General features: G+C 64.0%; 19 protein-coding genes. 9 read left to right on the forward strand and 10 right to left on the reverse strand.

Features of this window, described 5'->3' with window-relative positions:
• Window positions 1–18: 18 nt before the first annotated feature.
• Window positions 19–2,325, reverse strand: a complete 2,307-nt coding sequence (locus C0V82_RS01455; protein WP_158659655.1) for a TonB-dependent receptor — start codon at window positions 2,323–2,325, stop codon at window positions 19–21.
• A 182-nt stretch (window positions 2,326–2,507) separates the two neighbouring features.
• Between C0V82_RS01455 and C0V82_RS01460 the strand changes: the two genes are divergently transcribed.
• Both C0V82_RS01460 and C0V82_RS01465 read left to right on the forward strand, forming a co-directional pair.
• Window positions 2,508–3,953 (forward strand): NAD-dependent succinate-semialdehyde dehydrogenase, encoded by a 1,446-nt coding sequence (locus C0V82_RS01460; RefSeq protein WP_199772486.1) that lies wholly within the window; start codon window positions 2,508–2,510, stop codon window positions 3,951–3,953.
• 129 nt (window positions 3,954–4,082) lie between these two features.
• Complete coding sequence (locus C0V82_RS01465) at window positions 4,083–4,799, forward strand: GntR family transcriptional regulator (protein WP_102110816.1); 717 nt, start codon at window positions 4,083–4,085, stop codon at window positions 4,797–4,799.
• Between the two features lies 1 nt (window position 4,800).
• Here the strand turns inward: C0V82_RS01465 and C0V82_RS01470 are convergent, their stop codons facing one another.
• The 8 genes from C0V82_RS01470 to C0V82_RS01505 all read right to left on the reverse strand — a co-directional run bounded on the left by C0V82_RS01470 (window position 4,801) and on the right by C0V82_RS01505 (window position 13,876).
• The gene (locus C0V82_RS01470; protein ID WP_245924122.1) at window positions 4,801–6,372 is read right to left on the reverse strand and encodes a glycerol-3-phosphate dehydrogenase/oxidase; all 1,572 of its coding nucleotides are present in this window, start codon (window positions 6,370–6,372) and stop codon (window positions 4,801–4,803) included.
• Complete coding sequence (gene glpK / locus C0V82_RS01475) at window positions 6,369–7,871, reverse strand: glycerol kinase GlpK (protein ID WP_102110817.1); 1,503 nt, start codon at window positions 7,869–7,871, stop codon at window positions 6,369–6,371. The genes C0V82_RS01470 and glpK overlap by 4 nt, the downstream gene beginning before the upstream one ends.
• 34 nt (window positions 7,872–7,905) lie before the next feature.
• Window positions 7,906–9,237 carry a spinster family MFS transporter gene (locus C0V82_RS01480; RefSeq protein WP_102110818.1) on the reverse strand — a complete coding sequence of 444 codons (1,332 nt, stop codon included), beginning with the start codon at window positions 9,235–9,237 and terminating at the stop codon, window positions 7,906–7,908.
• 42 nt (window positions 9,238–9,279) lie between these two features.
• Entirely contained in the window at window positions 9,280–10,299 is a 1,020-nt protein-coding gene (locus tag C0V82_RS01485) for a YeiH family protein (RefSeq protein ID WP_102110819.1), read from the reverse strand.
• Complete coding sequence (locus C0V82_RS01490) at window positions 10,296–11,222, reverse strand: hydroxyacid dehydrogenase (RefSeq protein WP_102110820.1); 927 nt, start codon at window positions 11,220–11,222, stop codon at window positions 10,296–10,298. Before C0V82_RS01490 ends, C0V82_RS01485 begins: the two co-directional genes overlap by 4 nt.
• 179 nt (window positions 11,223–11,401) lie before the next feature.
• The gene (locus C0V82_RS01495; RefSeq protein ID WP_102110821.1) at window positions 11,402–12,403 is read right to left on the reverse strand and encodes an Ldh family oxidoreductase; all 1,002 of its coding nucleotides are present in this window, start codon (window positions 12,401–12,403) and stop codon (window positions 11,402–11,404) included.
• Complete coding sequence (locus C0V82_RS01500) at window positions 12,400–13,575, reverse strand: UxaA family hydrolase (protein ID WP_102110822.1); 1,176 nt, start codon at window positions 13,573–13,575, stop codon at window positions 12,400–12,402. The genes C0V82_RS01495 and C0V82_RS01500 overlap by 4 nt, the downstream gene beginning before the upstream one ends.
• Before the next feature lie 13 nt (window positions 13,576–13,588).
• Window positions 13,589–13,876 carry a UxaA family hydrolase gene (locus tag C0V82_RS01505; protein WP_245924123.1) on the reverse strand — a complete coding sequence of 96 codons (288 nt, stop codon included), beginning with the start codon at window positions 13,874–13,876 and terminating at the stop codon, window positions 13,589–13,591.
• 199 nt (window positions 13,877–14,075) lie between these two features.
• On the opposite strand from C0V82_RS01505, the gene araD reads away from it, so the two are divergent.
• The 5 genes from araD to C0V82_RS01530 are packed head-to-tail and all read left to right on the forward strand — an operon-like array spanning window position 14,076 to window position 19,135.
• Window positions 14,076–15,818: an L-arabinonate dehydratase gene (gene araD / locus C0V82_RS01510; protein WP_102110823.1), complete on the forward strand. Its 1,743-nt coding sequence runs from the start codon at window positions 14,076–14,078 to the stop codon at window positions 15,816–15,818.
• An 8-nt stretch (window positions 15,819–15,826) separates the two neighbouring features.
• Window positions 15,827–16,630 (forward strand): HpcH/HpaI aldolase family protein, encoded by an 804-nt coding sequence (locus C0V82_RS01515; protein ID WP_102110824.1) that lies wholly within the window; start codon window positions 15,827–15,829, stop codon window positions 16,628–16,630.
• Between the two features lie 2 nt (window positions 16,631–16,632).
• A complete protein-coding gene (locus tag C0V82_RS01520) occupies window positions 16,633–17,520 on the forward strand; it encodes an aldose 1-epimerase (RefSeq protein WP_158659656.1) in 888 nt (295 codons plus the stop codon).
• Entirely contained in the window at window positions 17,517–18,389 is an 873-nt protein-coding gene (locus tag C0V82_RS01525) for an SMP-30/gluconolactonase/LRE family protein (protein ID WP_102110826.1), read from the forward strand. Before C0V82_RS01520 ends, C0V82_RS01525 begins: the two co-directional genes overlap by 4 nt.
• Window positions 18,386–19,135, forward strand: coding sequence for an SDR family NAD(P)-dependent oxidoreductase (locus C0V82_RS01530; RefSeq protein ID WP_102110827.1), 750 nt, complete (start codon window positions 18,386–18,388; stop codon window positions 19,133–19,135). The genes C0V82_RS01525 and C0V82_RS01530 overlap by 4 nt, the downstream gene beginning before the upstream one ends.
• A 7-nt stretch (window positions 19,136–19,142) precedes the next feature.
• Here the strand turns inward: C0V82_RS01530 and C0V82_RS01535 are convergent, their stop codons facing one another.
• Window positions 19,143–19,910 (reverse strand): AraC family transcriptional regulator, encoded by a 768-nt coding sequence (locus C0V82_RS01535; RefSeq protein ID WP_102110828.1) that lies wholly within the window; start codon window positions 19,908–19,910, stop codon window positions 19,143–19,145.
• A 176-nt stretch (window positions 19,911–20,086) separates the two neighbouring features.
• Here C0V82_RS01535 and C0V82_RS01540 point away from each other — a divergent pair, with 176 nt between their 5' ends.
• Both C0V82_RS01540 and C0V82_RS01545 read left to right on the forward strand, forming a co-directional pair.
• A complete protein-coding gene (locus C0V82_RS01540) occupies window positions 20,087–21,046 on the forward strand; it encodes an alpha/beta hydrolase (protein ID WP_199772445.1) in 960 nt (319 codons plus the stop codon).
• Window positions 21,047–21,308: 262 nt separating this feature from the next.
• Entirely contained in the window at window positions 21,309–23,534 is a 2,226-nt protein-coding gene (locus tag C0V82_RS01545; RefSeq protein WP_158659657.1) for a TonB-dependent receptor, read from the forward strand.
• Window position 23,535: the final 1 nt, after the last annotated feature.

The following is a 23,535-nucleotide window of genomic DNA, read 5'->3' on the forward strand; positions in this document are numbered from 1 at the left end:
GGTTGGGACAGACCCGGATCAGAAATTGACCCGGGCGGAGGCGCCGAAATAACGCTCGGAATCGCGCGGGGTGATCTGGCGCATGAAGGCGGTGCCGTTCGGAATACGCAGGATCACATACTGCTTGTCGGTGATATTCTTGGCGATCAGTGACAGACGATACTTGTCATCGTCCGAGGTCCAGGCCAGGACCGCATCCCAGGTAGAATAACCGCTCTGGACCGCGTTGGGGTTCTGATTGATATCGAACCCCTGCTTGGACGTGAACTGTACCGTGTTCGACAGGTTCAGATCGCCGTTGGGCAGGTCGACCGGCAAACGCCAGTCGGCGGTGACGGAGCCCTTCCATTTGGCGGAGAAGGGCAGGGGCTTGCCGTTGATGGCGTCGGCACAGGTGGGGTTGGTGGTTGGGCATTTGAACTTGTCGATGCGCGCCTTGGTATAGGAAACGCCGCCATTGAACTCCAGGTCGCGGCTGGCGGCCCAGGTAAAGTCGGCTTCCAGACCGCGGGTCGACACCGAACCGGCATTGGTCAGGCGGGTCACCACCTGTCCGGCCACCAGTTCCAGATTGTTGGCCTGATACCCGTCATAGACGGTCTTGAAGGCAGCAAGGTTGAGCATCAGGCCCGCCTCAGGGAAGCGGGTCTTCAGTCCGGCTTCATAGGCGTTGGACGTCTCTTCCGAGATGGGCAGCGTGTCAGTGCCAATCATGTTGAAGAAGACATTCAGCGCCGGGCCTTTATAGCCACGGGTATATGTCGCATAGCCGATGATGTCGTCGGCGAAATCATACTGGAGGCCGGCATTGCCGGAGATGCCATCCTGCTTGGTGGTGCCAGTGGCGGTAAAGGCGGGACGCACACCCGGGAAAGCCGCGGTGGAGGTGGATCGGCGGGCGAAGTCGAAGGAGACCTTATCCTCGGTATAGCGCCCGCCCAGAATGGCGCGGAAATCATCCGTGAAGTTGACCGTCGCCTGACCGAAAGCCGCATAGTTCTTCAGCTTGGTCGTGAAATCGGCATTGCCTTCATTGGTGGTGAAGGTTGATGCGCCGGCACGGCAAGGCAGCAATCCGTTCACCGCCGCCAGGGTGGTCGCGGTACAGGCCGTGACGGTACGGTTGAAGAAGTCCACTTCCTTTGTGGTGTAGTAGTAAACGCCGGCAACGTAATCGATGAAGTTCTGACCCGTAGACGCGATGCGCAGTTCCTGCGTGAACTGATCAAAGCTAAGGTCGCCCCGGTCGTGGGAGCGCACATCGCTGGCCGCCGCACCGGTGGCGACGTAAAGCGGGGCGTCGGAACGGAAGTCACCGTCGCGCTGCTGATAGTTGTACCAGTGACGGTAGGCGGTGATGGAGGTGATGGCCGCCGTGCCCAGGTCGATATCGGCCTGCAAGGAGACACCTGAATTCTTGTCCCGCGTCTTGGGGTCCAGATCGTTGTCGATATCCTTGTTCTTGGCACCCGGCGTCAGCGGGGCTAGCGACGGCTTGAAAATCTGGTCCTGATAGGCGCCGGGGAAAACCGTGCCGATGCTGTCGGCATAGCCATTGTCATTGCCCTTGGCATAGTCGGCGATGGCCGTGAAGGTCACATTCTCCGTGGCATCCAGCACCAGCTTCATGCGTGCGCCGTAACGTTCATAACCGTTGACGTCATGGCCATTGAACACATTCTTGCCGTTTCCATCGAAATGGCTGAAGAAACCCGTGACTAGGCCGGACAGCTTGTCCGACAGGGGGCCGGAGACGCCGGCCTTCAGGCGGTACTCGTTGCCCTCATAATATGAGGCTTCGGCAAAGCCCTTAGGCGTGGAGGAGGGGGAGCGGGTGGTGATGTTCACCACACCGGCCGACGCATTCTTACCGAAGATCGAGCCCTGCGGACCGCGCAGCACTTCAACCCGTTCCAGGTCCAGGAAGTCTGCCGTCTGCTGACCCGCGCGGGCATAGACTACGCCGTCAATGACGGTCGATACCGACGGCTCCACACCCGACGCGAAGGAGATTGTGCCCACACCACGGATGGAGATGGCGCTGTCCTTGTTAGTGTTGCCCTTGCGGAAGGTGATGGTCGGTACGCGCTGGAACAGTTGTTCTGCGGAGTTAATGTTGGCCTGTTCCAGCTGGTCGCCGGTCACGACACTGATGGCGACGGGCACGTCCTGCAGGTTCTGGACGCGCTTCTGGGCCGTAACGATGATTTCTTCCAGAAGAAAGCCACCATCGGCACTGTTCTGCGCAACGGCGGAGCCGGACAGGCCCATCACCGCCATGGCCGTGCCGGCCGCAAGCCGTCTCAGATGCTTTGCATGCTGCATGTCATTTCCTCCCTGTTCAATTGTCGGCTCCCCTTGTTGGCGGGGTTGCATCATTCCTACCGCATGGTCTTGGGTAAGACAAGAGTTGTATCTTATATAAGAGTTAGAATAGATACTCGTCCAGCCCGAATATGGGGCGCTGCGACGCCCGCCACACGGAAGAAGGAAGACCGGAGATGCCGATGTCCCACCCGCTGCTGCGCCAGCAATGCCTCATCAATGGCGTCTGGCAGGATGCCATGGATGGCGCCACAATCGCTGTTTCCAATCCATCAACAGGTGATGTGCTGGGATCAATACCGCGTGCTGGCCGGGCGGAGACGAAGGCTGCGATCGACGCGGCCCACCGTGCCTTTCTGGACTGGCGGACCTGGACGGCGGCGGACCGCGCCAATCTGATGATGAAGCTTCATGATGCCATTCTGGCCGACAAGGCCGAACTGGGCCGCCTGCTGACCCTGGAAATGGGTAAGCCGCTGGCCGAGGCCGTGGGGGAAGTGACATTGGGTGCCGCCTATATCCGCTGGTTCGCGGAAGAGGCGCGGCGCGTCTATGGCGATGTCATTCCGTCCCCTTGGAAGAACCGCCGCCTGCTGGCTGTGCGTGAACCGGTGGGGGTGGTGGGGGCCATCACGCCCTGGAACTTCCCCAACAGCATGATTGCGCGCAAGCTGGGGGCGGCGCTGGCGGCGGGCTGCACCATGGTGGTGAAGCCCGCAACCCAGACGCCCTATTCCGCCTTGGCCATCGGGGTGCTTGCGGAACAGGTGGGGTTCCCGCCGGGCGTGCTGAACATCGTTACCGGATCGGCGGCGGAGATCGCGGCGGAAATGTGCGAGAATCCACTGCTGCGCAAAATCACCTTCACCGGCTCCACGTCGGTCGGCAAGGCGCTGGCGGCCAAGGCCATGGCGCACATGAAGCGGGTCTCCATGGAACTGGGCGGTAATGCGCCCTTCATCGTGTTCGACGATGCAGACTTGGATGCCGCTGTGGCCGGCGCCATGCTGGCCAAGTTCCGCAATACTGGCCAGACCTGCGTCTGCGCCAATCGCATCCTGGTCCAGTCCGGTATCCATGATGCCTTTGTGGAACGCATGGCGACGGCTGTGTCGGCCATGAAGGTCGGTGACGGGCTTCAGGATGGGGTGGTGCAGGGGCCCTTGATCGACATGGCGGGCGTTCGCAAGATTGAGGAACATATCGCCGACGCCGTCGCCAAGGGCGCGCGCGTGGTGACGGGTGGTGCGCGGCACGCCCTGGGCGGCAGCTTCTTCCAGCCGACCTTGATCACCGGTGCGACATCCGACATGGCAGTTGCGCGCGATGAAACCTTCGCCCCGCTAGCCCCCATCTTCCAGTTTGAGACGGAGGCCGATGCCTTGCGCATGGCAAACGACACCGAATACGGTCTGGCGTCCTATGTCTACACACGGGACCTCGGCCGCGCGTTCAGAATTATGGAGGGGCTGGATTACGGTCTGGTCGGCATCAATGAGGGACTGATAACGACAGAAGTGGCACCCTTTGGCGGGCATAAGGAATCCGGTGTTGGCGTGGAGGGTTCCCGGCACGGCATCGATGATTACACGACGTTGAAATATGCCTGCATCGGAGGGTTGGGTTAAAATCGCGGTGGCGTGGCAGGCTATGGAGCACTTCGCCCCGCCACCGGTCCCAAAACCCTTGATGAAATCCTTCAGAACTGTTTTATCTTATATAAGTCTCACCGATGCAGCACAGGATGCCTCCACCGCATGGACGCCCCCGGTTACCGTCCCCTTTACCGACAAGTGTACGACATCATTGTCAACAAGGTGGCGGAAGGTGTCTGGCGGCCGGGCGAAGCCATTCCCAGCGAACATGCGCTGGCCCGCGAACTGGGGGTCAGTCAGGGCACGATGCGCAAGGTGCTGGATGCGCTGACGGCGGAAAAGCTGCTGGTCCGCCATCAGGGCAAGGGCACCTTTATTGCGGAAAATACCCAGGAACGGTCGCTGTTTCGTTTCTTCCGCATGGTGCGCCCCGGCGGCGAGCGCGTTACCCCGACCATGGGCGAGCAGAGCGTGCGGGTCCGCGTGGCGCGCGTGGCCGATCAGCAGAAGCTGGACTTGGCTAAGGGCGCCAAGGTGGTTGAGATCAACCGCGTCCGGCTTGTCGATGGCAAGCCGACCATCCGCGAAACCATCATCCTGCCCTCGGCCTTGTTCCCGAAGATCGAAGACCGGATGCCACTGCCCAACACGCTCTATTCGCTCTATCAGACTGATTTCGGCATCAATATCGTCTCAGCGAACGAGGAACTGCGCGCGGACCTGTCGACGCCCGACGACCAGCGCCTGCTGAACGCGCCGCCGGGCGCCTCAATCCTGTGCATCGACCGTCTGGCCCTGTCGCTGCAGGACCGCAAGGTCGAATGGCGCCTCAGCCGCGTCTATGCCCGCGACCTCACCTATTCGGTGACGTTGAGTTGACCTACACCCGATAAATGCCCGCCAGCTTCGTAAATTCTGCGACCTGCGCGTCAATCCATTTGGCGTCGCGGCCCAGTTCGGTGGCCAACAGCTGTGCGACTGCGGGGGCGGCGGCGACGGCGGCTTGGGCGTTCAGTAGAAGAGCGCGGGTGCGCCGCGACAGGACATCTTCGACCGTACGCGCCATCAGGTGACGGGCGGCGTATGCGGCTTCACCCAGGGCATAGGGCAGGTCGGGATGCATCGGCGCTGTCCATCCCGGCTGTTCGGCCAGAACAGCTCGCACCTTGGGCGCATCAGCGCCATAGGCGGCCAACGGGTCGGTGCCGTCGATGCCATCGCGCGGGGTCCAGCCATGCAGGCGCAACTCCCTGGTCGGGCTGGGCGTCGGCGTAAAACCGCCTACACGCAGGGCTGCATCGACCGTCTGTTCCGCCATCTCGCGATAGGTGGTCCATTTGCCGCCCGTGATGGTGACAAGGCCGCTGTCTGATACCATCAGCACATGATCGCGCGGTACCGCCGACGTGCCCGAGGCACCCTTCACCTTCACCAGCGGGCGGATGCCGGTAAAGACCGACAGCACATCCGATCGGGCCGGCGCGCGGGTCAGGTAATGGGCAGCATGGTCCAACAGGAACTGGATTTCCGCCTCCTGCGCGCGCGGTTCCATGCTGGCCGTCGGGATCGGCGTGTCGGTGGTGCCGATCACCGTCCGGCCCAACCAGGGCAGCACGAACAGCACGCGGCCATCATCGGTTTTGGGGATCAGGATGGCGTCATCGCTGGCCAGGAAACCGGGGTCCAGCACCAGATGGATACCCTGGCTCAGCGACAGACCCTCGGCCAGATCGGGCCGGTCCATATGCCGGATATCATCCATGAAAATCCCGGCGGCATTCACCACCGCTTTCGCCTGGATGCGGTAATCGCTGCCGGTCTCCATGTCGCGGGCCGTGATACCCGCGATGCGGCCATCTTCTTTCAGCAGACCCGTGACGCGGACATAGTTCAGCAGGGTGGCGCCATGGTCGGCGGCACTGGCCGCGATGGTGATGGCCAGGCGGCTGTCATCAAACTGCCCATCATAATAATGGATGCCGCCCACCAGACCCTCTGTCTTGACCGTCGGCAGCCGCCGCATCACCTCGGCCCGCGACAGCAGGCGCGAGCGGCCCAGTCCCAGCTTGCCGGCCAGCAGGTCATAGGCGAACAGGCCCGCGCCATAGAACGCCATGTCCCACCAGCGATAGCAGGGCACTACGAACCCTTGCCGCCGCGTCACCTGCGGCGCATTGGCCAGCAGCCGCCCGCGTTCATGCAGGGCGTGGCGGACCAGGGGGATATTGCCCTGCGCCAGATAGCGCACCCCGCCATGCACCAGCTTGGTGGCGCGCGACGAGGTGCCCTTGGCGAAATCATGCCCTTCCAGGAGAAGCGTGCGATATCCGCGCGCCGCCGCGTCCAGCGCCGTGCCCAGGCCCGTGGCCCCGCCGCCGATGATCACCAGATCCCAGACACCACCAGCGGCCAGGGCAGCGATCCCGCTTGCCCGGTTCAATCCCATGTTCATACCGCCCATCCGCGTGATTTCTCCACGGCCATTGTCCATTGCGTGTAAAGCCGCTCGCGCTTTGCGGCGCTCATCCCCGGCTCGAACCGGCGGGCGAGTTTCCAGGTGGCGCGGATTTCGTCGCGGTCCTGCCACAGGCCCGTGGCCAGCCCGGCCAGATAGGCGGCGCCCAGGGCCGTCGTCTCCGACACGCGCGGCACCTCCACCGGCACGCCCAGCAGGTCGGCCTGGAACTGCATCAGGAAACTGTTGCCCACGGCCCCGCCATCGGCGCGCAGTTCGGTCAGCGCGATGCCCGTCTGCGCCTCGATGGCGCGGGTGACATCGCGGGTCTGATAGGCCATGGCCTCCAGCGCTGCCCGCGCCAGATGCGCCCGGCCCGTGCCCCGCGTCAAGCCGGCGATAAGCCCCCGGGCATACGGGTCCCAATGCGGCGCACCCAGGCCCGTCAAGGCCGGCACGAAATAGACCCCGTCATTATCCGTGATGGAGCGGGCCAGTTCCTCTGTCTCCGCCGCCGCCGCGATCAGGCCCAACCCGTCGCGCAGCCATTGCACGGCAGCACCCGTGACAAAGATCGCCCCCTCCAGCGCATATTCCAGCGGCTGATCCCCAATGCGCCAGGCCACCGTGGATAAAAGCGGGCCGGGATCGCGCAGCGTGCTGCGACCGGTATGCATCAACAGGAAGGACCCGGTGCCATAGGTGTTCTTGGCCAGTCCCGGCCCATGACAGGCCTGACCGAACAGGGCCGCCTGCTGATCCCCCGCCACGCCCGCGATGGGAATGCCGCCGGCCCCCAGGAAACCGTGGGGCGTAGTATGGCCCAGCACCGCCGACGATGACCGCACCTCCGGCAATCCCCGCGCCGGCACATCCATCAGGGAAAGCAGTTCATCATCCCAAACGCCGGCATGGATATCGTAAAGCTGGGTCCGCGCGGCGTTTGACGGGTCGGTGACATGGGCGGCCCCGCCCGTCAGGTTCCAGATCAGCCAGCTGTCGATGGTGCCGAACAGGATGTCACCGTTCTCCGCCCCCGCCCGCAGGCCCGGCACATGCTCCAGCAGCCAGCGCAGCTTGGTGCCGGAGAAATAGGGATCGATGACCAGGCCGGTCTTGGCGCGCACCATCTCCTTCACGCCCGTGCGCGACCGCAGATCGTCGCAGAACGCCGCCGTCCGCCGATCCTGCCAGACAATGGCGCGGTGCACCGGTTCGCCCGTATGCCGGTTCCAGGCCAGTACCGTCTCGCGCTGGTTTGTGATGCCGATTCCGCGAAGGTCCCGCGCCGACAGGCCGGCGGAAGCCAGCGCCCGGCCCGCCGTATCCAGCGTCACCCGCCAGATCTCCGCCGCATCATGCTCCACCCAGCCCGCCTGCGGATAGAACTGCGTGAACTCCGCATAAGCACGGCCAACAATGTGCGTTTCGCGGTCAAAGATGATGACTGTCGTTCCCGTCGTCCCCTGGTCAATGGCCAGGATATGGTCGGTCATGGTCGTTCCTCCCCTTTGCCTGTCCCTTATACGCTCAACTTACCGTCTCTTCCCGCAAGGTCTTGCGTGCCATCCAGAACAAGGTGGAGGCCAGAAAGCCGAACAGGGTGAAGATCACCAGCGACCAGCGCACGCCCTCCGCCTTGCCCAGGCCCATCGGCCCACTCAACAGGTCCGACACGGCGCCTACACCGAGAGGGCCCAGTCCCAACCCGACAAGATTGATGATCAACAACAGTACCGCCGTGGCGGTCGCCCGCGTCTGTGGCCGCACCAGCCCCTGCACCGCCGCATAGCCCGGCCCGTACCACAGCGTGTTCAACACGGGCGGGAAGGCCAGCATGATAAGGGCCAGGGTCGTATCCTCCACCGTCAGGCCGACCATATAGAAGGGGATGCCCAGGGCCGTCGACACGGCAGGAATGGACATATAGGCCCGCAGGTCCTTGGCCCCATGCTTGTCCGCCAGATATCCGCCCAGCCAGGTGCCCACAGCACCGGTCAGGCCCAGGATAAGGCCAAGGGCCACGCCCAGAAAACCTGCCACACCCAGCCCGAAACCATCGGCCATGTCGGTCAGGCTTTCGGAATGATTGCGGAAGAAGAAGGGAGCCAGAAAGGAGGCGGCGCCATAGCCGATGAAGGCCTTGATGGCAGCCCCGAAGGCGATCAGCCAGAAGGCGCGCTTAGCCTTCAGTTCGACCAGCGCCTCGCGCAGGCTGGGTGCCGTTGCCCGCCGGGCGGCAAGGTCGGCGGCCAGCATCTGCCGGCGCGGTTCACGCAAGGTCAGGGCGGCGACAATCGCCATCAGGATGCCCGGCGCGCCGGCCACCAGAAAGGCTGTGCGCCAGCCCCAGGCATCGCCGATCAACCCGCCCAGCACCATCCCGAGCAGCCCGCCCAGCGGCGTGCCCAGCGAATAGAAGGCCAGGGCTGACGCGCGGCGTTCACGCTGCGTATAATCGCTGATCAGGGAATGGGCGGGTGGGGTGCATCCGGCTTCTCCCACCCCGACGCCGACGCGGCACAGCACCAGCTGTACGAAGTTCTGCGCGAAACCGCAGAGCATGGTGAAACCGCTCCACGTTCCTACCGCCGCCGCGATGATCAGGGGCCGGTTGCCGCGTTCAGCGACCCGCGCGATGGGAATGCCCAGGAACGTATAGAACAGGGCGAAAGCCAGCCCCGTCATCACGCCCAGCTGCCAGTCAGCCAGATGCAGTTCCTGGCGGATGGGTTCCGCCAGGATGGCGACGATCTGCCGGTCCAGAAAATTCAGGATATAGATGATCAGCAGCACCCAAAGCGCGTAGCGTCGATACCCGTCACTGACGGGCGGGGCCCCGGCCTGTTGGCTCTGCTGCACGTTTCTGCCTCCCGATGATTTTTATTTATTATGTTTCAGAATTCAGCCGATCAGTTCGATCCAGCCCAGCACGAACAGGGCGATGAAGGCGGTTTCTGCCACGACCATGGCAATGGCGGCGCGCCCCACCTCCATGATGTCCTTGGCTGATGTCTTCATGCCCAGCGCCGCGACAGAAATCAGCAGCAGCCAGCGCGACAGCTCCGTCAGGACCGACGTAACCGGTGCGGGCACCCAGCCCATGCCATTTAAGAAGGCCAGCACAACGAAGCCGATCAGAAAGCCGGGCAGGGGCGTCACCTTGGCCTCGCCATCATTGGCGGTGCGCCGGCGGGCGGCCAGTAGGGTGATGGCAATGACGACGGGCAGAAGCATGGCGACCCGCATCAATTTGACCACCGTGGCCGTATCGCCGGCCTGGGGTGACTGGCTGTATCCGGCCCCAACGACCTGCGCCACATCATGGATGGAGCCACCGAAGAACCGGCCTGCCTGTACCGCATCCAGTCCCAGCCAGCCGCCGATGGCCGGATAGGCCAGCATGGCCATGGTCGACAGGCTGGTGATGCAGGCGATGATGACGACGGTATCGCGCTCGCTATCCCGGCGGGGCCAGGCGGCGGCAATGGCCATGGCGGCCGACGCGCCGCAGATGCCCACGGCCCCGCCCGACAGCACGCCGAACCGGCCACCAACCCCTGTCAGTTTCGACAGGACCCAGCCGAAACCGATGGTCAGCGGCACAGCGCAGACCACCATGGCCGCCGTGGACCAGCCCAGGTCGCCCACCTGTGCAAAGGTGATGCGCAGGCCCAGCATCGCCACCGACAGGCGCAGCAAGGTGCGGGCCGATAGGGCAATGCCGGGCGCATAGCGTGGTTCCCCCGGCAAGGTGTTCAGCGCCATGCCCAGCAGCAGGGCAAAGACCATCGATGGGGCGTTGTAATGGTCGGACAGGTATGTCGCCGCCAACGCCACGACGATGGTGGCGATCAGGCCGGGCAGGACGCCCCGCGCCCATTCCAGCCGGTTGGCGGGGGCCGGGGCGGTGGCAAGGCTCATGCCCCCAACTCCTCCAGCACCGCACGCGCCGTCACTTCACTGACGCGCGCATTGCTTTCATCGGAGACGCCGGCAATATGGGGGGTGAGGATCAGGTTGGGCACATCCTTGAACATCGCACCCGACGCCGCCGTCACCGGTTCGGTCGCGAATACGTCCAGGGCGGCCCCGCCGAGCTTTCCGGCCATCAGCGCGGCGCACAGGGCCGCTTCATCCACCACGCCGCCGCGCGCGGCATTAATCAGGATCGCATCGTTCTTCATGCGCGCCAGAGCGGCCTCGTTGATAATATTGGTGGTGGACGGGGTCAGGGGCACATGCAGGCTGACCACATCGGCGGTGGTCAGCAGGGTTTCCAGGGACTGCCGTTCCACCTGCACCCAGGCCGGATGCTTTTCCGGAAGATGCGGGTCATAGGCAGCGACGGAAAAGCCCAGGGCGCGGGCCTTCTGCGCCGTCAGCCGGGCGATGGCGCCATAGCCGACCAGCCCCAGCCGCTTGCCCGCCGCTTCCCGTCCCATCAGGTCGGTGCGCGGCCATTCGCCCGTCGCCACGCGGGCAGAGGCGAACCAGGCCCGGCGCAGCAGCATCAGGGCTGCCGTGATCACATATTCGGCCACCGCCAGATCATTGGCGCCCGTCGCGGGTCGGACAATGATCTGGCGGGCGGCACAGGCTGCCATGTCGATATTGTCCAGCCCCACGCCCAGCCGCCCAACCACCTTCAGCTTGGGCGCCTGATCCAGCAACGCCTGGCGCACCTGTGTGCGGTTGCGCACCACCAGAGCACGGGCGGTGACCAGCGCGGCGGCCAGCCTTTCGGGCTGATCCACCAGCTTGGGATCATAAAGAACGTCGCGGCCCGCCAGGACATTGGCGATGGCATCTTCGTCCATGAATTCGGTAATGACGATGTCGGGCATCTTTGCCTCTCATTTGGCTGTCAAATGGCCGGCGCACGCCCTTCGTCATCCCGGCGAAAGCCGGGGCCCAGGGGCTACAGGCCCAACTTCGAAGCCGCGTTGTGCGACGCAAACTCTGTCGTGGTCTTGGCCGCCCCTGGATCCCGGCTTTCGCCGGGATGACGGGAAGCGGCTTTCTATTAGACTAATCCCAAAATCTCCGCATGCAGGGCCGCCGGGATGGTCACCCCGTCTGCCGCCGCCTTCCGTCGCAGTGCCAGCCTTCTGTCGCCCGGCAACCGAGCCGGAGCCTCACCGGCCACCGTCAGCAGCAGGTGCGCCATTTGGTCGGCATAGCCGTCACCACCGAAACGGGCTGGGTCCAGCACGATCAACAACTGCCCCAGGTCCGGCGGGCCGCCATGACCATCAAAGAATCCGCTGGCGTTCCAGCCGAAATTGCCGCCGACCAACGCCGCACAGATCACTTCGATCATCAAGGCCAGGGCGGCACCCTTGGCACCGCCGATGGGCAGAAGCGAGCCACCCAGCGCCGCGTTGGCATCCGTGGTCGGGTTGCCATCGGCATCCAGGGCCCAGCCTTCGGGGATGGGTTTGCCGGCCTTCGACGCCGCCATGATCTTGCCGCGTGCCGCCACCGACAGGGCCATGTCGATGACCAGCGGCGCGCGGCCCGGCAGGGGCGCGGCAAAGGCGATGGGGTTAGTACCCATCAGCGACCGCCGCCCGCCCGGCAGGGCCATGGCCGCCGGTGTATTCGCAAACGCGAAGGCTACCAGCCCCTGTTCGGCCAACCGTTCGACATGCCGCCCCGCCTGTCCGAAATGGTGGGACCGGTGGATGGCGGCCGCCGCGACGCCGGTCCTCGCCACCAGCGTCAACAGCCGTTCAATGGCCAGATCCACGGCGGGATAGGCGAAACCATGGCCCGCATCAATGCGGACCCCAGCTTCCCCCGCCGTGACGGCGGCAGGCACGGCATTGCCATCCACCTTTCCGGCCCGCGCATGCAGCGTGTAGGAGGGTACGCGGGACATGCCGTGCCCGGCCTGTCCATCCACCTCCGCCGCCACCAGTGCGGAGGCCGTGGCCGCCGCACTGGCCGGGGCGACGCCGGCCTTGACCAGCGCCCCCATGGCCAGAAGGTGTGCTTCTTCCAGGCTGAGCGTGACCGTGCTCATGCCGACCTGTACAGCTTGGTCATGACGAACTCCTTGTGCCCCAGGGCTTCCGCCGCTGTCAGGCGACCGTTGGAGGTTCGGGCGATCATGTCGATCAAGGTGTCGCCCGCCTGATCGATGGTCATATCACGACGCACGATGCCGGACACGTCCACGTCCACATGCTCGCTCATCAACCGGACGGTACGCGGGTTACCGGTGATCTTGATGACGGGCATGATCGGGTTGCCGATGACATTGCCCTGGCCCGTGGGGAAGCAATGGACGACATAACCGGCGGCCGCCTGCAAGGTACAGCATTCAGCAGCGGCGGATGACGTGTCCATGAAGTAGAGACCCGGCCCCTTGGCCGGCGCTTCCGCCGGTTCCAGCACGTCGATATAGCTGGTCTTCTTGCCGATCTTCTCCAGGTTGCCCAGGGCCTTTTCCTCGATCGTCGTCAGGCCGCCGGCGATGTTGCCCTTGGTTGGCTGGCTGTCGGACAGGTCGGAGGTCTTGTGCGCCTCGATCACGTCATCCTGATAGGATTGCCAGGTCTTCATGAATTTGGCGGCCACTTCCGGGCTGGCGGCGCGGGCGGCGGCCAGATGTTCGGCCCCCGTCAGTTCCGACGTTTCGCCGAAGCAGCCATAAAGGCCCAGTTCCACCATCTTGTCATACATGTTGCCGACGGTGGGGCAGGAGGCCAGACCCGTGGTCGTGTCGCTCTCCCCGCACTTGGCCGCCACCCACACCTCTGACAGCGGGCATTCGGTGCGGACAAGTTCAGAGGCCCATTGCGAGAATTCCTTCGCCTTGCGGCTGGCGGCGGCGACGGTGGCGATATCGCCATTACCTTCGATCCAGAATCCGGCGACCGGCTTGCCCGTGGCGGCGATGCCGTCCACCACCTTCTGGGTCCAGCCCTCCTCAATCCCGATCACGATACAGGCCGCGACATTGGGATTGGCGCCTGTGCCGATGATGGTGCGGAAATGCAGGTCCAGGTCGGCGCCGAACTGCAACCTTCCATAGGAATGGGGCAGGGCGATGGTACCCTGGATATGGGCGGCCACGGCCTCGCACGCTGCGTTGGAAATATCGTCCAGCGGCAGGATGGCGACATGGTTGCGCACGCCGACGCGGCCATTCTCGCGGCGGTAGCCCCAGATCTTCAGATCAGCATAGTTCATGATCCGGGTTCCCTTACCAGCGCTTGGTTTTCAGATTGTGGGTATGGACATGGGCGCCCTTGGCGATGGGCTGCACCACCTTGCCGATATCCTCGCCATACTTGATGACGGTATCGCCGACTGCGAAATCGCGCAGCGCCACCTTGTGTCCGATCTGCACGTCCTGGTTCACGGTCGCGCGGAACTCGCTGTTATCCTCGGTCACGACGCACAGCATGTCGGTGCCGGCTTTCAACCCTTCCACAACGACGACGCCGACATTGTCGCGCCGGTCATGGATCAGAAGATGTGGTGCGCCCACTTGGAGCCTCCCCTTGTTCGCTGAAACTGTTCGTTGGAAGTTGAAGTCTTATATAAGACACATAAGCTCACAACGTTCGGCGCTTGGCAAGATGGGTTTTTGATGATTTTCAGGAATGGCGGTATTCCGCCGATTTTCGCATTGACTTTGCCCTGGAAAGCGTCCCATCTGTCATTGGTCTTATATAAGAGCTGGTGACATGACCAACCCGCCATCCGACCCGAAACGCCCCTTACGCAGCGCCCGCTGGTTTGCGTCTCCCGATATGCGCGGCTTCGCGCACCGGCAGCGGACGCAGCAGATGGGGCTGCGGCGGGAAGAGTTCATGGACCGCCCGGTGATCGCCATCGTGAATACCTGGAGCGAGATGAGCCCCTGTCACATCCATCTGCGGGATGTGGCTGAGGCCGTGAAGCGCGGGGTGCTGCGGGCCGGTGGCTATCCGGTGGAACTGCCGGCCTTGAGTGTGGGGGAGGTGATGGTGAAACCCACCACCATGCTCTACCGCAACTTCCTGGCCATGGAGGTGGAGGAGCTTCTGCGCTCCCACCCCATTGACGGGGCGGTGCTGCTGGGCGGGTGCGACAAGTCCACGCCGGGGCTGCTGATGGGGGCGATCAGTGCAGGGCTGCCGGCCATCTATTGCCCAGCTGGCCCCATGGCCAATGGGCAATGGCGCGGGATCAAGACGGGGGCGGGTACCCACACCAAGAAATATTGGGATGAGCTGCGGGCGGGAAACATCACGCCGGCGGATTGGCTCGACCTGGAATCGCGGATGACGCGGTCCATTGGCACCTGCAACACCATGGGTACGGCATCGACCATGACGGGCATCGCCGACGCCATGGGCATGACCCTGCCGGGCGCCTCATCCATCCCCGCGGTCGATAGCGGCCATCGCCGCATGGCCTCGCTCTGCGGCGAACGCATTGTAGCGATGGTGGATGAGGATCTGACGCCGCAGAAAATCCTGACCCGCGCTGCCTTCCTGAATGGTGTGGTCGCCTACATGGCGTTGGGCGGATCGACCAATGCCGCCGTGCATATGATGGCAATGGCGGGCCGGGCCGGTGTGGCACTGTCGCTGGATGATCTGGCCGCCGTCGCCAAACGCATCCCTGTCTGCGCCAATCTGTTTCCTTCAGGCAACGCGTTGATGGAGGATTTCTTCTTCGCGGGCGGCATGCGGGCGCTCTTGTGGAAGCTGCGGGACCACCTGTCGCTGGATTGCCTGACGGTGACGGGCCGCACCCTCGGGCAGGAGATTGCGGACGCCGAATGTTACGATGATGATGTCATCCGCGACGCGTCCAACCCCGTCGTGCCGCTGGAACGCGGGGCCACCTTGGCGCTGCTGCGCGGTAATCTCTGCCCCGACGGGGCGGTAATGAAATCATCTGCCGCCGATCCGCGCCTGTTGCGCCATACAGGCCGGGCCATCGTCTTCGACAGCAATCAGCAGATGCTGGCCGCCATCGATGATCCGGCCTTGGATGTCGATGCCGACAGTGTCATCATCTTGCGCAATGGCGGGCCGGTGGGCGCACCCGGCATGCCGGAATGGGGCAATCTGCCCATCCCGAAAAAGCTGCTGGCCCAAGGCGTGCGCGACATGGTTCGCATTTCCGATGCCCGCATGTCGGGCACCCACTATGGTGCCTGCATCGTGCACGCGGCACCGGAGGCGGCAGTGGGCGGCCCCCTGGCATTGGTTCAGACAGGTGACATGATCCGGTTGGATGCCGTGGCCGGCACGCTCGACATGCTGGTGGACGATGACGAACTGGCCCGCCGCCGTGCCGCCTGGACCCCACCCGTGAACCGCTATGAACGCTCCTACGCGGCCCTGTACAAGGCACATGTGACCCAGGCGCCGCAGGGCTGCGACTTCGATTTCCTGGCCGGCACCGCCACGGTGCCGGAACCGCCGATCTATTGAGGGACCTGATGCACGAACCCCTGAACCCGCTGAAGCGGCAATTGGCCGATACGTCCCGCCTGCTAACGGGTACCTGGCTGATGTCGGGCGCGCCCAGCACGGCGGAAGCGATGGGCCATTGCGGCTTCGACTTCCTGGTCGTGGATATGGAGCATGTGCCCATCGAGATGCCGGATCTGGCCAATCTGCTGCGCGCCATCGAATGCACGCCGGCGCAAGCTATCGTGCGGCTGGCCTGGAACGATCAGGTGCTGGTGAAGCGGGTGATGGATGCCGGTGCCCGCACCGTGATGCTGCCCTTTGTGGAGACTGTGGAGGAGGCGCGGACCGCCGTTTCCTACACCCGCTATCCGCCCGATGGGGTGCGCGGGGTGGCGGCGGTGCATCGCGGGTCACGCTATGGCCGTGTGCCCGACTATCTGAAGCGCGCCAATGACGAGGTAGCGGTCATCGTGCAACTGGAAACGCCAGGTGCCGTCTCCCGTGTGTCGGAGATCGCCGCCGTGCCCGGTGTCGACGCCCTGTTCCTGGGGCCGGGCGATCTGTCGGCCTCCATGGGCATGATCGGGCAGGTCGGTCACGAGGCGGTCCAGGCCAAGATCGCCGAAGCCGCAGCCTTGGCCAAACAGGCGGGCAAGCCGATCGGCATTGTCGGGCCCAACCCGGAGATGGTGGGGCGCTTCGTTGGTTACGGCTACAGCTTCGTCGCCGTCGCATCCGATATCGCCATGATGACGGGCCGCGCCGTTGAATGGCAGGCGACCCTGCGCGGACAGGCGCCGGCGGTACCGGTCATCACAGGTCCGTACTGACCATGGCGGCGATCATCACTCTGGCGGCGGGCGGCATGCGGGCGGAAGTGGCGCCCGCCATCGGTGGTGCGCTGCTGTCGCTGTCGCGTGATGGTGCCGATATCATGCGGCCCACGCCTGCCGATGCCGTGGCGACCGGGCAGGTGCGGCGGACCGCCTGCTATCCCATGCTGCCCTATGCCAACCGTATCGCCGATGGTCGTTTTCTGTTCGCCGGTCGCTGGCACCACGTCCCGCGCAACACGCCCGACATTAACCACCCGCTGCACGGGCTGGGCTGGCAGCGTGAATGGGTTGTGGATGAACAATCCGACACCCATGTCCACCTGCGTCTGTCATATCAGCCGGCAACAGTTGGGCAGGCCGACTGGCCCTATCCCTTTACCGCGCGGATGGCGTACCGGCTGGACGATGCCAGCCTGGAAATCGGTCTGGACCTGACCAATGATAGTCAAGGCATGGCCCCGGCTGGCGCGGGCCTGCACCCTTTCTTCCGGCGGGGTGCCGGAACGATGCTGCGCTTTTCGTCCCTGTCCCACTGGCGCAGTGGGGCCGATGGTTTGCCGGAAAAGGTCATCATGCCGCCGGACCCGGATTTCCGCCATGGCCGGCACCTGGATGACAGCGTCGTGGATGGCGACTTTCCCGGCTGGGCCGGCATCGCCCATATGACCGGATCAGTGCCCGGCCTGCTGGTCAGCCTGCGGGCAGACCGGATTTTTGGCACGTTGCGCGTCTATACCCCGGTGGGCCGTGACTTTTTCGCGGTGGAGCCGGTGACCCACGGCGCCAATGCCCTGAACCAGCCCGAACTGCCCCCCATGACCATCCTGGCTCCTGGTGCCAGCCTGTCCGGGACCGTTCGCATCAATGCGGAGCCTTTGGCATGAGTGCATTCACCCCTGCGCTTCCCCTGCGTACCCGGTTGGGGGAATGCCCCGTCTGGGACGGGGGGGCGGGCATCCTGTCCTTCGTCGATATTCAGGGACGGCAGCTTCATCGCTATCACCCTGCCGATGGAGCATTGTCCAGCCTGGAGCTTCCCGAACATCCCGGTTGTGTCGTGCCGCTTGCCGGTGGCGGTTATGTCGCCGGGATGCGGACGGGCATCTATCGGCTGGATGCGGATGGGACGGTGGGGCCGATGCTGGCGCCCAATCCGACCGATCCCGCCGATACCCGTTTCAATGATGGCCGTGTCGACCCGGCAGGGCACCTGATCATCGGCACCATTGATGAGCCGAAATCCGGTTCGCGCGGCGGTCTCTACCGTCTGGAAAGGGGCGGGCTGCGTCTGCTGCTCGGCGGCCTGTTGACCTCCAACGGGCTGGCCTTCTCCCCCGATGGGCGCACCCTCTACCATTCCGACACGCCACGTTTCGCCATCCATGCCTATGACTATGATCCGGCCAGCGGTCAGGTCGCCAACAGACGCTTGTTTGCACAGTTGGACCCTGATGCCCCAGACCGGGGCCGACCCGACGGGGCGGCGGTGGATGCGGAAGGCTGTTACTGGACCGCCCTCTATGCGGGTGGGCGGGTGCAGCGCTATGATCCCGATGGGCGGTTGATGGCGGAATACCGTACCCCGGCCCGTTGCCCTACCATGCCGTGTTTCGGTGGACCGGACGCCAAGACCCTGTATGTCACCAGCGTCGCCGCCGGCTTTGAGGGGCCGATGGATGGCGCGCTGTTCGCTATGCCGGTCGATGTTCCCGGCCTGCCCAATGCGCCCTGCAACCCGGAGAGCCTGCCATGAATGTGCGTTATCACAGCCTGGAGGGCCGTTCCATCCTTATCACCGGCGGCGCGTCCGGTATCGGTGGGGCGATGGTGGAGGCGTTCACGGTGCAGGGCGCACGGGTCAGCTTCATCGATATCGACGCCAATGCTGGTGCGGCCATGGCTGACCGTACCGGCGCCCGTTTCGTGCCCTGCGACATCACCGATATCACGGCGTTGCGCGCCGCCATCGCCGATATTGAACAGGCCAGCGGCGGTATTGATGCCCTGATCAACAATGCCGGCAAGGATGACCGGCAGGTGGTTGGGGAGGTGGAACCCGAAAGCTGGCGCCGCATGCTGTCCTTGAACCTGGACCATCAGTTCTTTGCCAGCCAGGCCGCTGCCCCCGCCATGATGGCGCGCGGGCACGGGGCGATCATCATGCTGGGCAGCATCTCCTGGATGCGTGGGCGGCCCGGCATGGTCAGCTACACGACGTCAAAGGCCGCCATCAACGGCCTAACCCGGACGCTGGCCCGCGAATATGGGCCGGGTGGGGTGCGGGTGAACTGCATCGTGCCGGGGGCCATCCTGACCGATCGGCAGGCGGCCCTCTGGCTGACCCCGGAACTGAACCAGCAATTCATTGACCTGCAGGCCCTGAAATTCCGCCTGACGGCGGATCATGTAGCCCGCATGGCCCTGTTCCTGGCATCCGACGAGAGTGTCGGCTGCACCGGTGCCAACTTCATCGTCGATGCAGGCCTGACGCAGAACTGATCCGCCGTCAGGGCCCCTCGCGCATCTGGTACAGGCTGGGTGGCACGCCGAAGGTGCGGTGGAACATGGCGGTAAAGGCGCTGGGACTGTCGTAGCCGACATCGAAGGCGACCAGCGTCACTGGCCGTCCGCTGGCCAGCAGGGACAGCGCCTCCATCAGCCGTACCTGCTGTCGCCAGACGGCGACGCCCATCCCCGTTTCCTGCTTGAACAGGCGGGTGAAGGTGCGCCGGCTCATTCCCGCCAGCCGCGCCCAATCATCCAGGTCACGGTTGTCAGCGGGTTCGGCCAGGATGGCGCGGCAGACGCGCAGCAGCCGTTCATCCACGGGCATCCGCACCTCATATGGCGCGTTGGGCATCCGCTCGATCTCGTCCAGAAGCAGGGCGACGATCCGCCCCTCCCGGCCCTCCAGATCATAATCCGGTGGAAAGCTGGCGGTTTCCAGGATCAGGGCGCGCAGGAAGTCCGACACCTCGATCACCCTGCACCCGTCGGGCTGTCGGTCGCGCGCCGGGTCGATATAGAGGGTGCGCAGCGACACCGGCCCCCGGCAGGACACTTCATGCGGTGTGCCTGCCGGCAGCCATAGGGCGCGTTGCGGCGGCAGCACGAAGGAGGTGCGGTCGGTCACCACCGACATCACGCCGGCAGAGGCGTACAGCAGCTGTGTATGCTGATGGCTGTGGAAAGGATCGACGAAGCCGGCGGGATATTCGTCCTGCAGCGCGATCACGGGCCGCTGGGTAGTCAGATAATCGGCGCTGCGTTTCATCTTCCTTCCCTGAAGTATGGCCCGGGCACTGTAGAAGAATGGGCATCATGGCATACGGGTCAAGGTTACCCACTCTGAACGGCCCGTTCGCGTCAGTGATTGGCCCGCCCTGGCAAGCCGTGGCGATGCCGGCTCCCGTAGCATTCGGCCCATGCCGATAGAGGGGAGTTTGGTTTGTGAATGAAGTGATCAAGGCCGCCGACGATCTGGACCCCGATATCCGCCGTTTCCATCAGGCTATCAACAGCGGTTATGCCTCTCACCCTGTGCTGCCGGGGCAGACGCTGGCCGACCGGCGGCAGGTGGCGGAGACGGTGCGGGCGCCCTGGACAAAGGGCGGCCCGGTCATGGCCCGGACGCGGGAACTGCGTCTGGGGATTCGCGGTGTGCGCGTACGCATCTACGAGCCATCCATCGGTGCCGACCTCCCCGTCATGCTTTATATCCATGGCGGCGGCTGGATGCTGTTCAGCCTGGATACGCACGACCGGCTGATGCGCGAATATGCGGCCCGCGTTGGGGTTGCCGTCATCGGTGTGGATTACAGCCTGTCACCAGAGGCGAAGTTCCCGACCCCGCTGGAAGAGATCGTAGATGTGGTGGATGCTGTCCGCGCCGGTACCGGCGGACCCGGCCTTGACCCCGCTCGCATTGCCATCGGTGGCGACAGTGCCGGTGCCAATATGGCAGTGGCCGCCAATCTGCTGCTGCGGCGGCAGGGCAAGCCGGTTCTGGATGCAATGGTCCTGAATTATGGCGCGTTCGACCATGCTATCACGGCCTCGCACGAACGGTATGGTTCGGACGGCTATATGCTGAACAGTGCCGAAATGGTGGTGTTCTGGGATGCCTATCTGCGCGGGATTGCGGACTATGATAACCCGCTGGCGGCACCGCTGCGGGCCGATCTGTCGGGCCTGCCGCCCGCCTTTCTGTGCATCGCGGCTTGCGACATCCTGGTAGATGGCAATCTGGCCATGGCCGCCCGATTGCGCAGTGCTCGCGTGCCGGTCAGCGCCAACCTCTATGACGGGGCCAGCCATAGTTTTCTGGAGGCGGTTTCCATTTCCCCGCTTGCCGACCGTGCCTTCACAGAGGCGTCGGCCTGGCTGTCCCGGCACCTACAAAGGTCCTGACGCGTTGCAGCAGGGGGCTGCCATCATCCGGCGTGGCATCCGATGAAACTACAGCTTTATCAAGCCTGTCGCCCCACGACTGTTGCGGTATCGGCCATGCTGCGATGCCATGTGACGGCCCGATGCAGATGTTTCTCGATTGGCCCGAACGCGGGAATAAATGACCTACGCGGGTGTGCCGGGCCGCCGGGAAGGGCATAGGCTGAACCATGAAGAGAGGCCGGCTACGGCCCTGACCATGAACAGAACAGGGATCCTCGACATGAGCAATAGCCGTTGGTACCGCACCCTCATCCTGTCCTGCACCGCCGCGCTGGCGCCTCTGGCAGCGACAGCGCAGGAGGCAGCCACCACCGATACAAGCATTCTGCTGGAAGAAATCATCGTCACCGCTACCAAGCGGCAGCAGAGCGTGCGTGACGTTTCCGGCTCCGTTTCCGCCGTGTCCGGCAAGCAGCTGGAAGCCATCGGCGCACAGAGCTTCGCCGACTATATCCAGCGCACGCCCGGCGTGGTGTTCAATGAATTCCAGCCCGGCACCTCCCATGTCGTGATCCGTGGCGTGGCCACCAATTCCGGCAATGTGCAGGGACAGGGCACCACGGGTTATTACATCAATGAGGTGCCGCTGACCGAACCCGGCTGGACCATCGTTATCCCCGATATCGACGCGTTCGACGTAGACCGGGTCGAGGTGATGCGCGGGCCGCAGGGATCGCTGTTCGGCTCCGCCTCCATGGGTGGTGCCGTCAATTATATCGCCAACAAGGCCGATGCCTCCAAGGAGGATGCGGCCCTGGAAACCACGGTCTCCCGCACCCGCAATGCCGATATCGGCTGGACCGGCAAGGCCATGCTGAACATGCCGCTGGTCGAGGATAAGCTGGCGGTGCGCGCCGTCGGCACCTTCCGCCGTGATCCAGGCTATCTGGACAATGCCGGCACGGGGGAGAAGGGGTCCAGCGATATCGATGTGGGCGGTGGCCGTCTGTCGGTCGTCTGGACGCCGGACGATCTGACGGAACTGTCCTGGCTCAGCCTGTATCAGAAGACGGCAGCAGATGACGCGCCCTATCGCAACCCGACCTATGGCAGTTTTGGCCGGTCCAGCGCCCTGCCGGAAACCAACGATACCGACGTTGAAATTCACAGCCTGCGCCTGGACCGCGATCTGGGTTTTGCGACGCTGACGGCGCTGGGTGCCTATCAGAAGAAGAACCAGGGTTTTGTCTTCGACTTCACCCCCTACCGCGCCGCCTATAATGCCGATCTGGGGCTGAACATCTCCAACCCGCTTTATGTACGCTCCGGCGGCGATAGCGACGGCAAGTCGGGCGAACTGCGCCTGGCGTCCAACGGGGGCGGGGCCTTTGAATGGCTGCTGGGGGCCATGTATTTCGAAAGCGACAAGTATCTGTATGAACAGCTGGGCGCCAATGGAGCCGCCGCCGCCTTTGATGCCTCGCCCAATTACGGCCCCGGCAAGGGCGCGATCATTGCCCCCGATGGCAGCATCTTCAACGCCTTCTATACCGACCTGAAGGGGGAGGAGAGCGCGCTGTTCGGTGAGGCCTCCTACTACCTGACGCCGGAGATCAAGTTCACGGCGGGTGGCCGCCTGTTCAAGACGGAGGTGACCAGCACCTCCACCACAATCGGCTTCTCCACATATCCCGGCAATCCGCTGGTGGAACGCACGCAGACCAAGGAAGACGGTTTTTCCCCGAAACTCTCCCTGACCTATAAGCCCAGCGACACGCTGATGGTCTATGGTCTTTATTCTGAAGGATTCCGCTTTGGCACGCCCAATGGATCGGGCCTGTCGGCCTTCCCCATCCCCAGCGGATCGAAGAGTGACAGCCTGAAGAATTACGAGGCGGGGCTGCGCGCCACCCTGGCCGATGGGCAGTTGCTGCTGGACGCGACGGCCTTCTATGTCGACTGGACCGATATCCAGTTGCGCCTGCTGACGCCTGACAATTTCAATTATGCCGCTAACGGGGCGGCTGCCTCCATCAAGGGGCTGGAAATGTCGGCCACTTGGCAGGCGACGGCCAATCTCGATATCCAGAGCAGCGTCACCTATATGAAGGCGCGGCTGGATGAAGATCTGTTTATCCTCTGGTACGGTACCGCACCCAAGGGGTCGCGGCTGGCCGGCTCGTCTGACTGGTCCATCGCCAATACCGCCATCTACACGTTTGATGTGGCGTACGACCCCACCGTCACCGTTGCCCACCGCTACCTGTCCAAGGGGATCAGCGACATGAATTCCGCCGTTCCCGGCATCGCGGTGAATGGGCAGGGCGGGTATAATCTGTTCGATCTGCGTGTCGGCGCGACCTTCGGCACGACGACGGCCACCGTCTTCGCCAACAACATCACCGACAAGCGCGGCGTCACCCGTACCGTACCGGAGGCGAATGGCCTGAGCCAGGGTCTGGTGCGCCCGCGTACCTACGGTGTCACGCTGCACTGGTCGATGTAAG

The sequence above is a fragment of the Niveispirillum cyanobacteriorum genome (assembly GCF_002868735.1).
Classification (GTDB): domain Bacteria; phylum Pseudomonadota; class Alphaproteobacteria; order Azospirillales; family Azospirillaceae; genus Niveispirillum; species Niveispirillum cyanobacteriorum.

Bases quoted from the DNA above. Each gene is read 5' to 3' on its own strand.
- C0V82_RS01460 (WP_199772486.1), top strand. From the start codon at position 2,508: ATGTCCCACCCGCTGCTGCGCCAGCAATGCCTCATCAATGGCGTCTGG.
- C0V82_RS01470 (WP_245924122.1), bottom strand. From the start codon at position 6,372: ATGAACATGGGATTGAACCGGGCAAGCGGGATCGCTGCCCTGGCCGCT.
- C0V82_RS01490 (WP_102110820.1), bottom strand. From the start codon at position 11,222: ATGCCCGACATCGTCATTACCGAATTCATGGACGAAGATGCCATCGCC.
- C0V82_RS01545 (WP_158659657.1), top strand. From the start codon at position 21,309: ATGAGCAATAGCCGTTGGTACCGCACCCTCATCCTGTCCTGCACCGCC.
- C0V82_RS01530 (WP_102110827.1), top strand. From the start codon at position 18,386: ATGAATGTGCGTTATCACAGCCTGGAGGGCCGTTCCATCCTTATCACC.
- C0V82_RS01500 (WP_102110822.1), bottom strand. From the start codon at position 13,575: ATGAACTATGCTGATCTGAAGATCTGGGGCTACCGCCGCGAGAATGGC.
- C0V82_RS01525 (WP_102110826.1), top strand. From the start codon at position 17,517: ATGAGTGCATTCACCCCTGCGCTTCCCCTGCGTACCCGGTTGGGGGAA.
- C0V82_RS01495 (WP_102110821.1), bottom strand. From the start codon at position 12,403: ATGAGCACGGTCACGCTCAGCCTGGAAGAAGCACACCTTCTGGCCATG.
- C0V82_RS01455 (WP_158659655.1), bottom strand. From the start codon at position 2,325: ATGCAGCATGCAAAGCATCTGAGACGGCTTGCGGCCGGCACGGCCATG.
- glpK (WP_102110817.1), bottom strand. From the start codon at position 7,871: ATGACCGACCATATCCTGGCCATTGACCAGGGGACGACGGGAACGACA.
- C0V82_RS01520 (WP_158659656.1), top strand. From the start codon at position 16,633: ATGGCGGCGATCATCACTCTGGCGGCGGGCGGCATGCGGGCGGAAGTG.
- C0V82_RS01515 (WP_102110824.1), top strand. From the start codon at position 15,827: ATGCACGAACCCCTGAACCCGCTGAAGCGGCAATTGGCCGATACGTCC.
- araD (WP_102110823.1), top strand. From the start codon at position 14,076: ATGACCAACCCGCCATCCGACCCGAAACGCCCCTTACGCAGCGCCCGC.
- C0V82_RS01465 (WP_102110816.1), top strand. From the start codon at position 4,083: ATGGACGCCCCCGGTTACCGTCCCCTTTACCGACAAGTGTACGACATC.
- C0V82_RS01485 (WP_102110819.1), bottom strand. From the start codon at position 10,299: ATGAGCCTTGCCACCGCCCCGGCCCCCGCCAACCGGCTGGAATGGGCG.
- C0V82_RS01535 (WP_102110828.1), bottom strand. From the start codon at position 19,910: ATGAAACGCAGCGCCGATTATCTGACTACCCAGCGGCCCGTGATCGCG.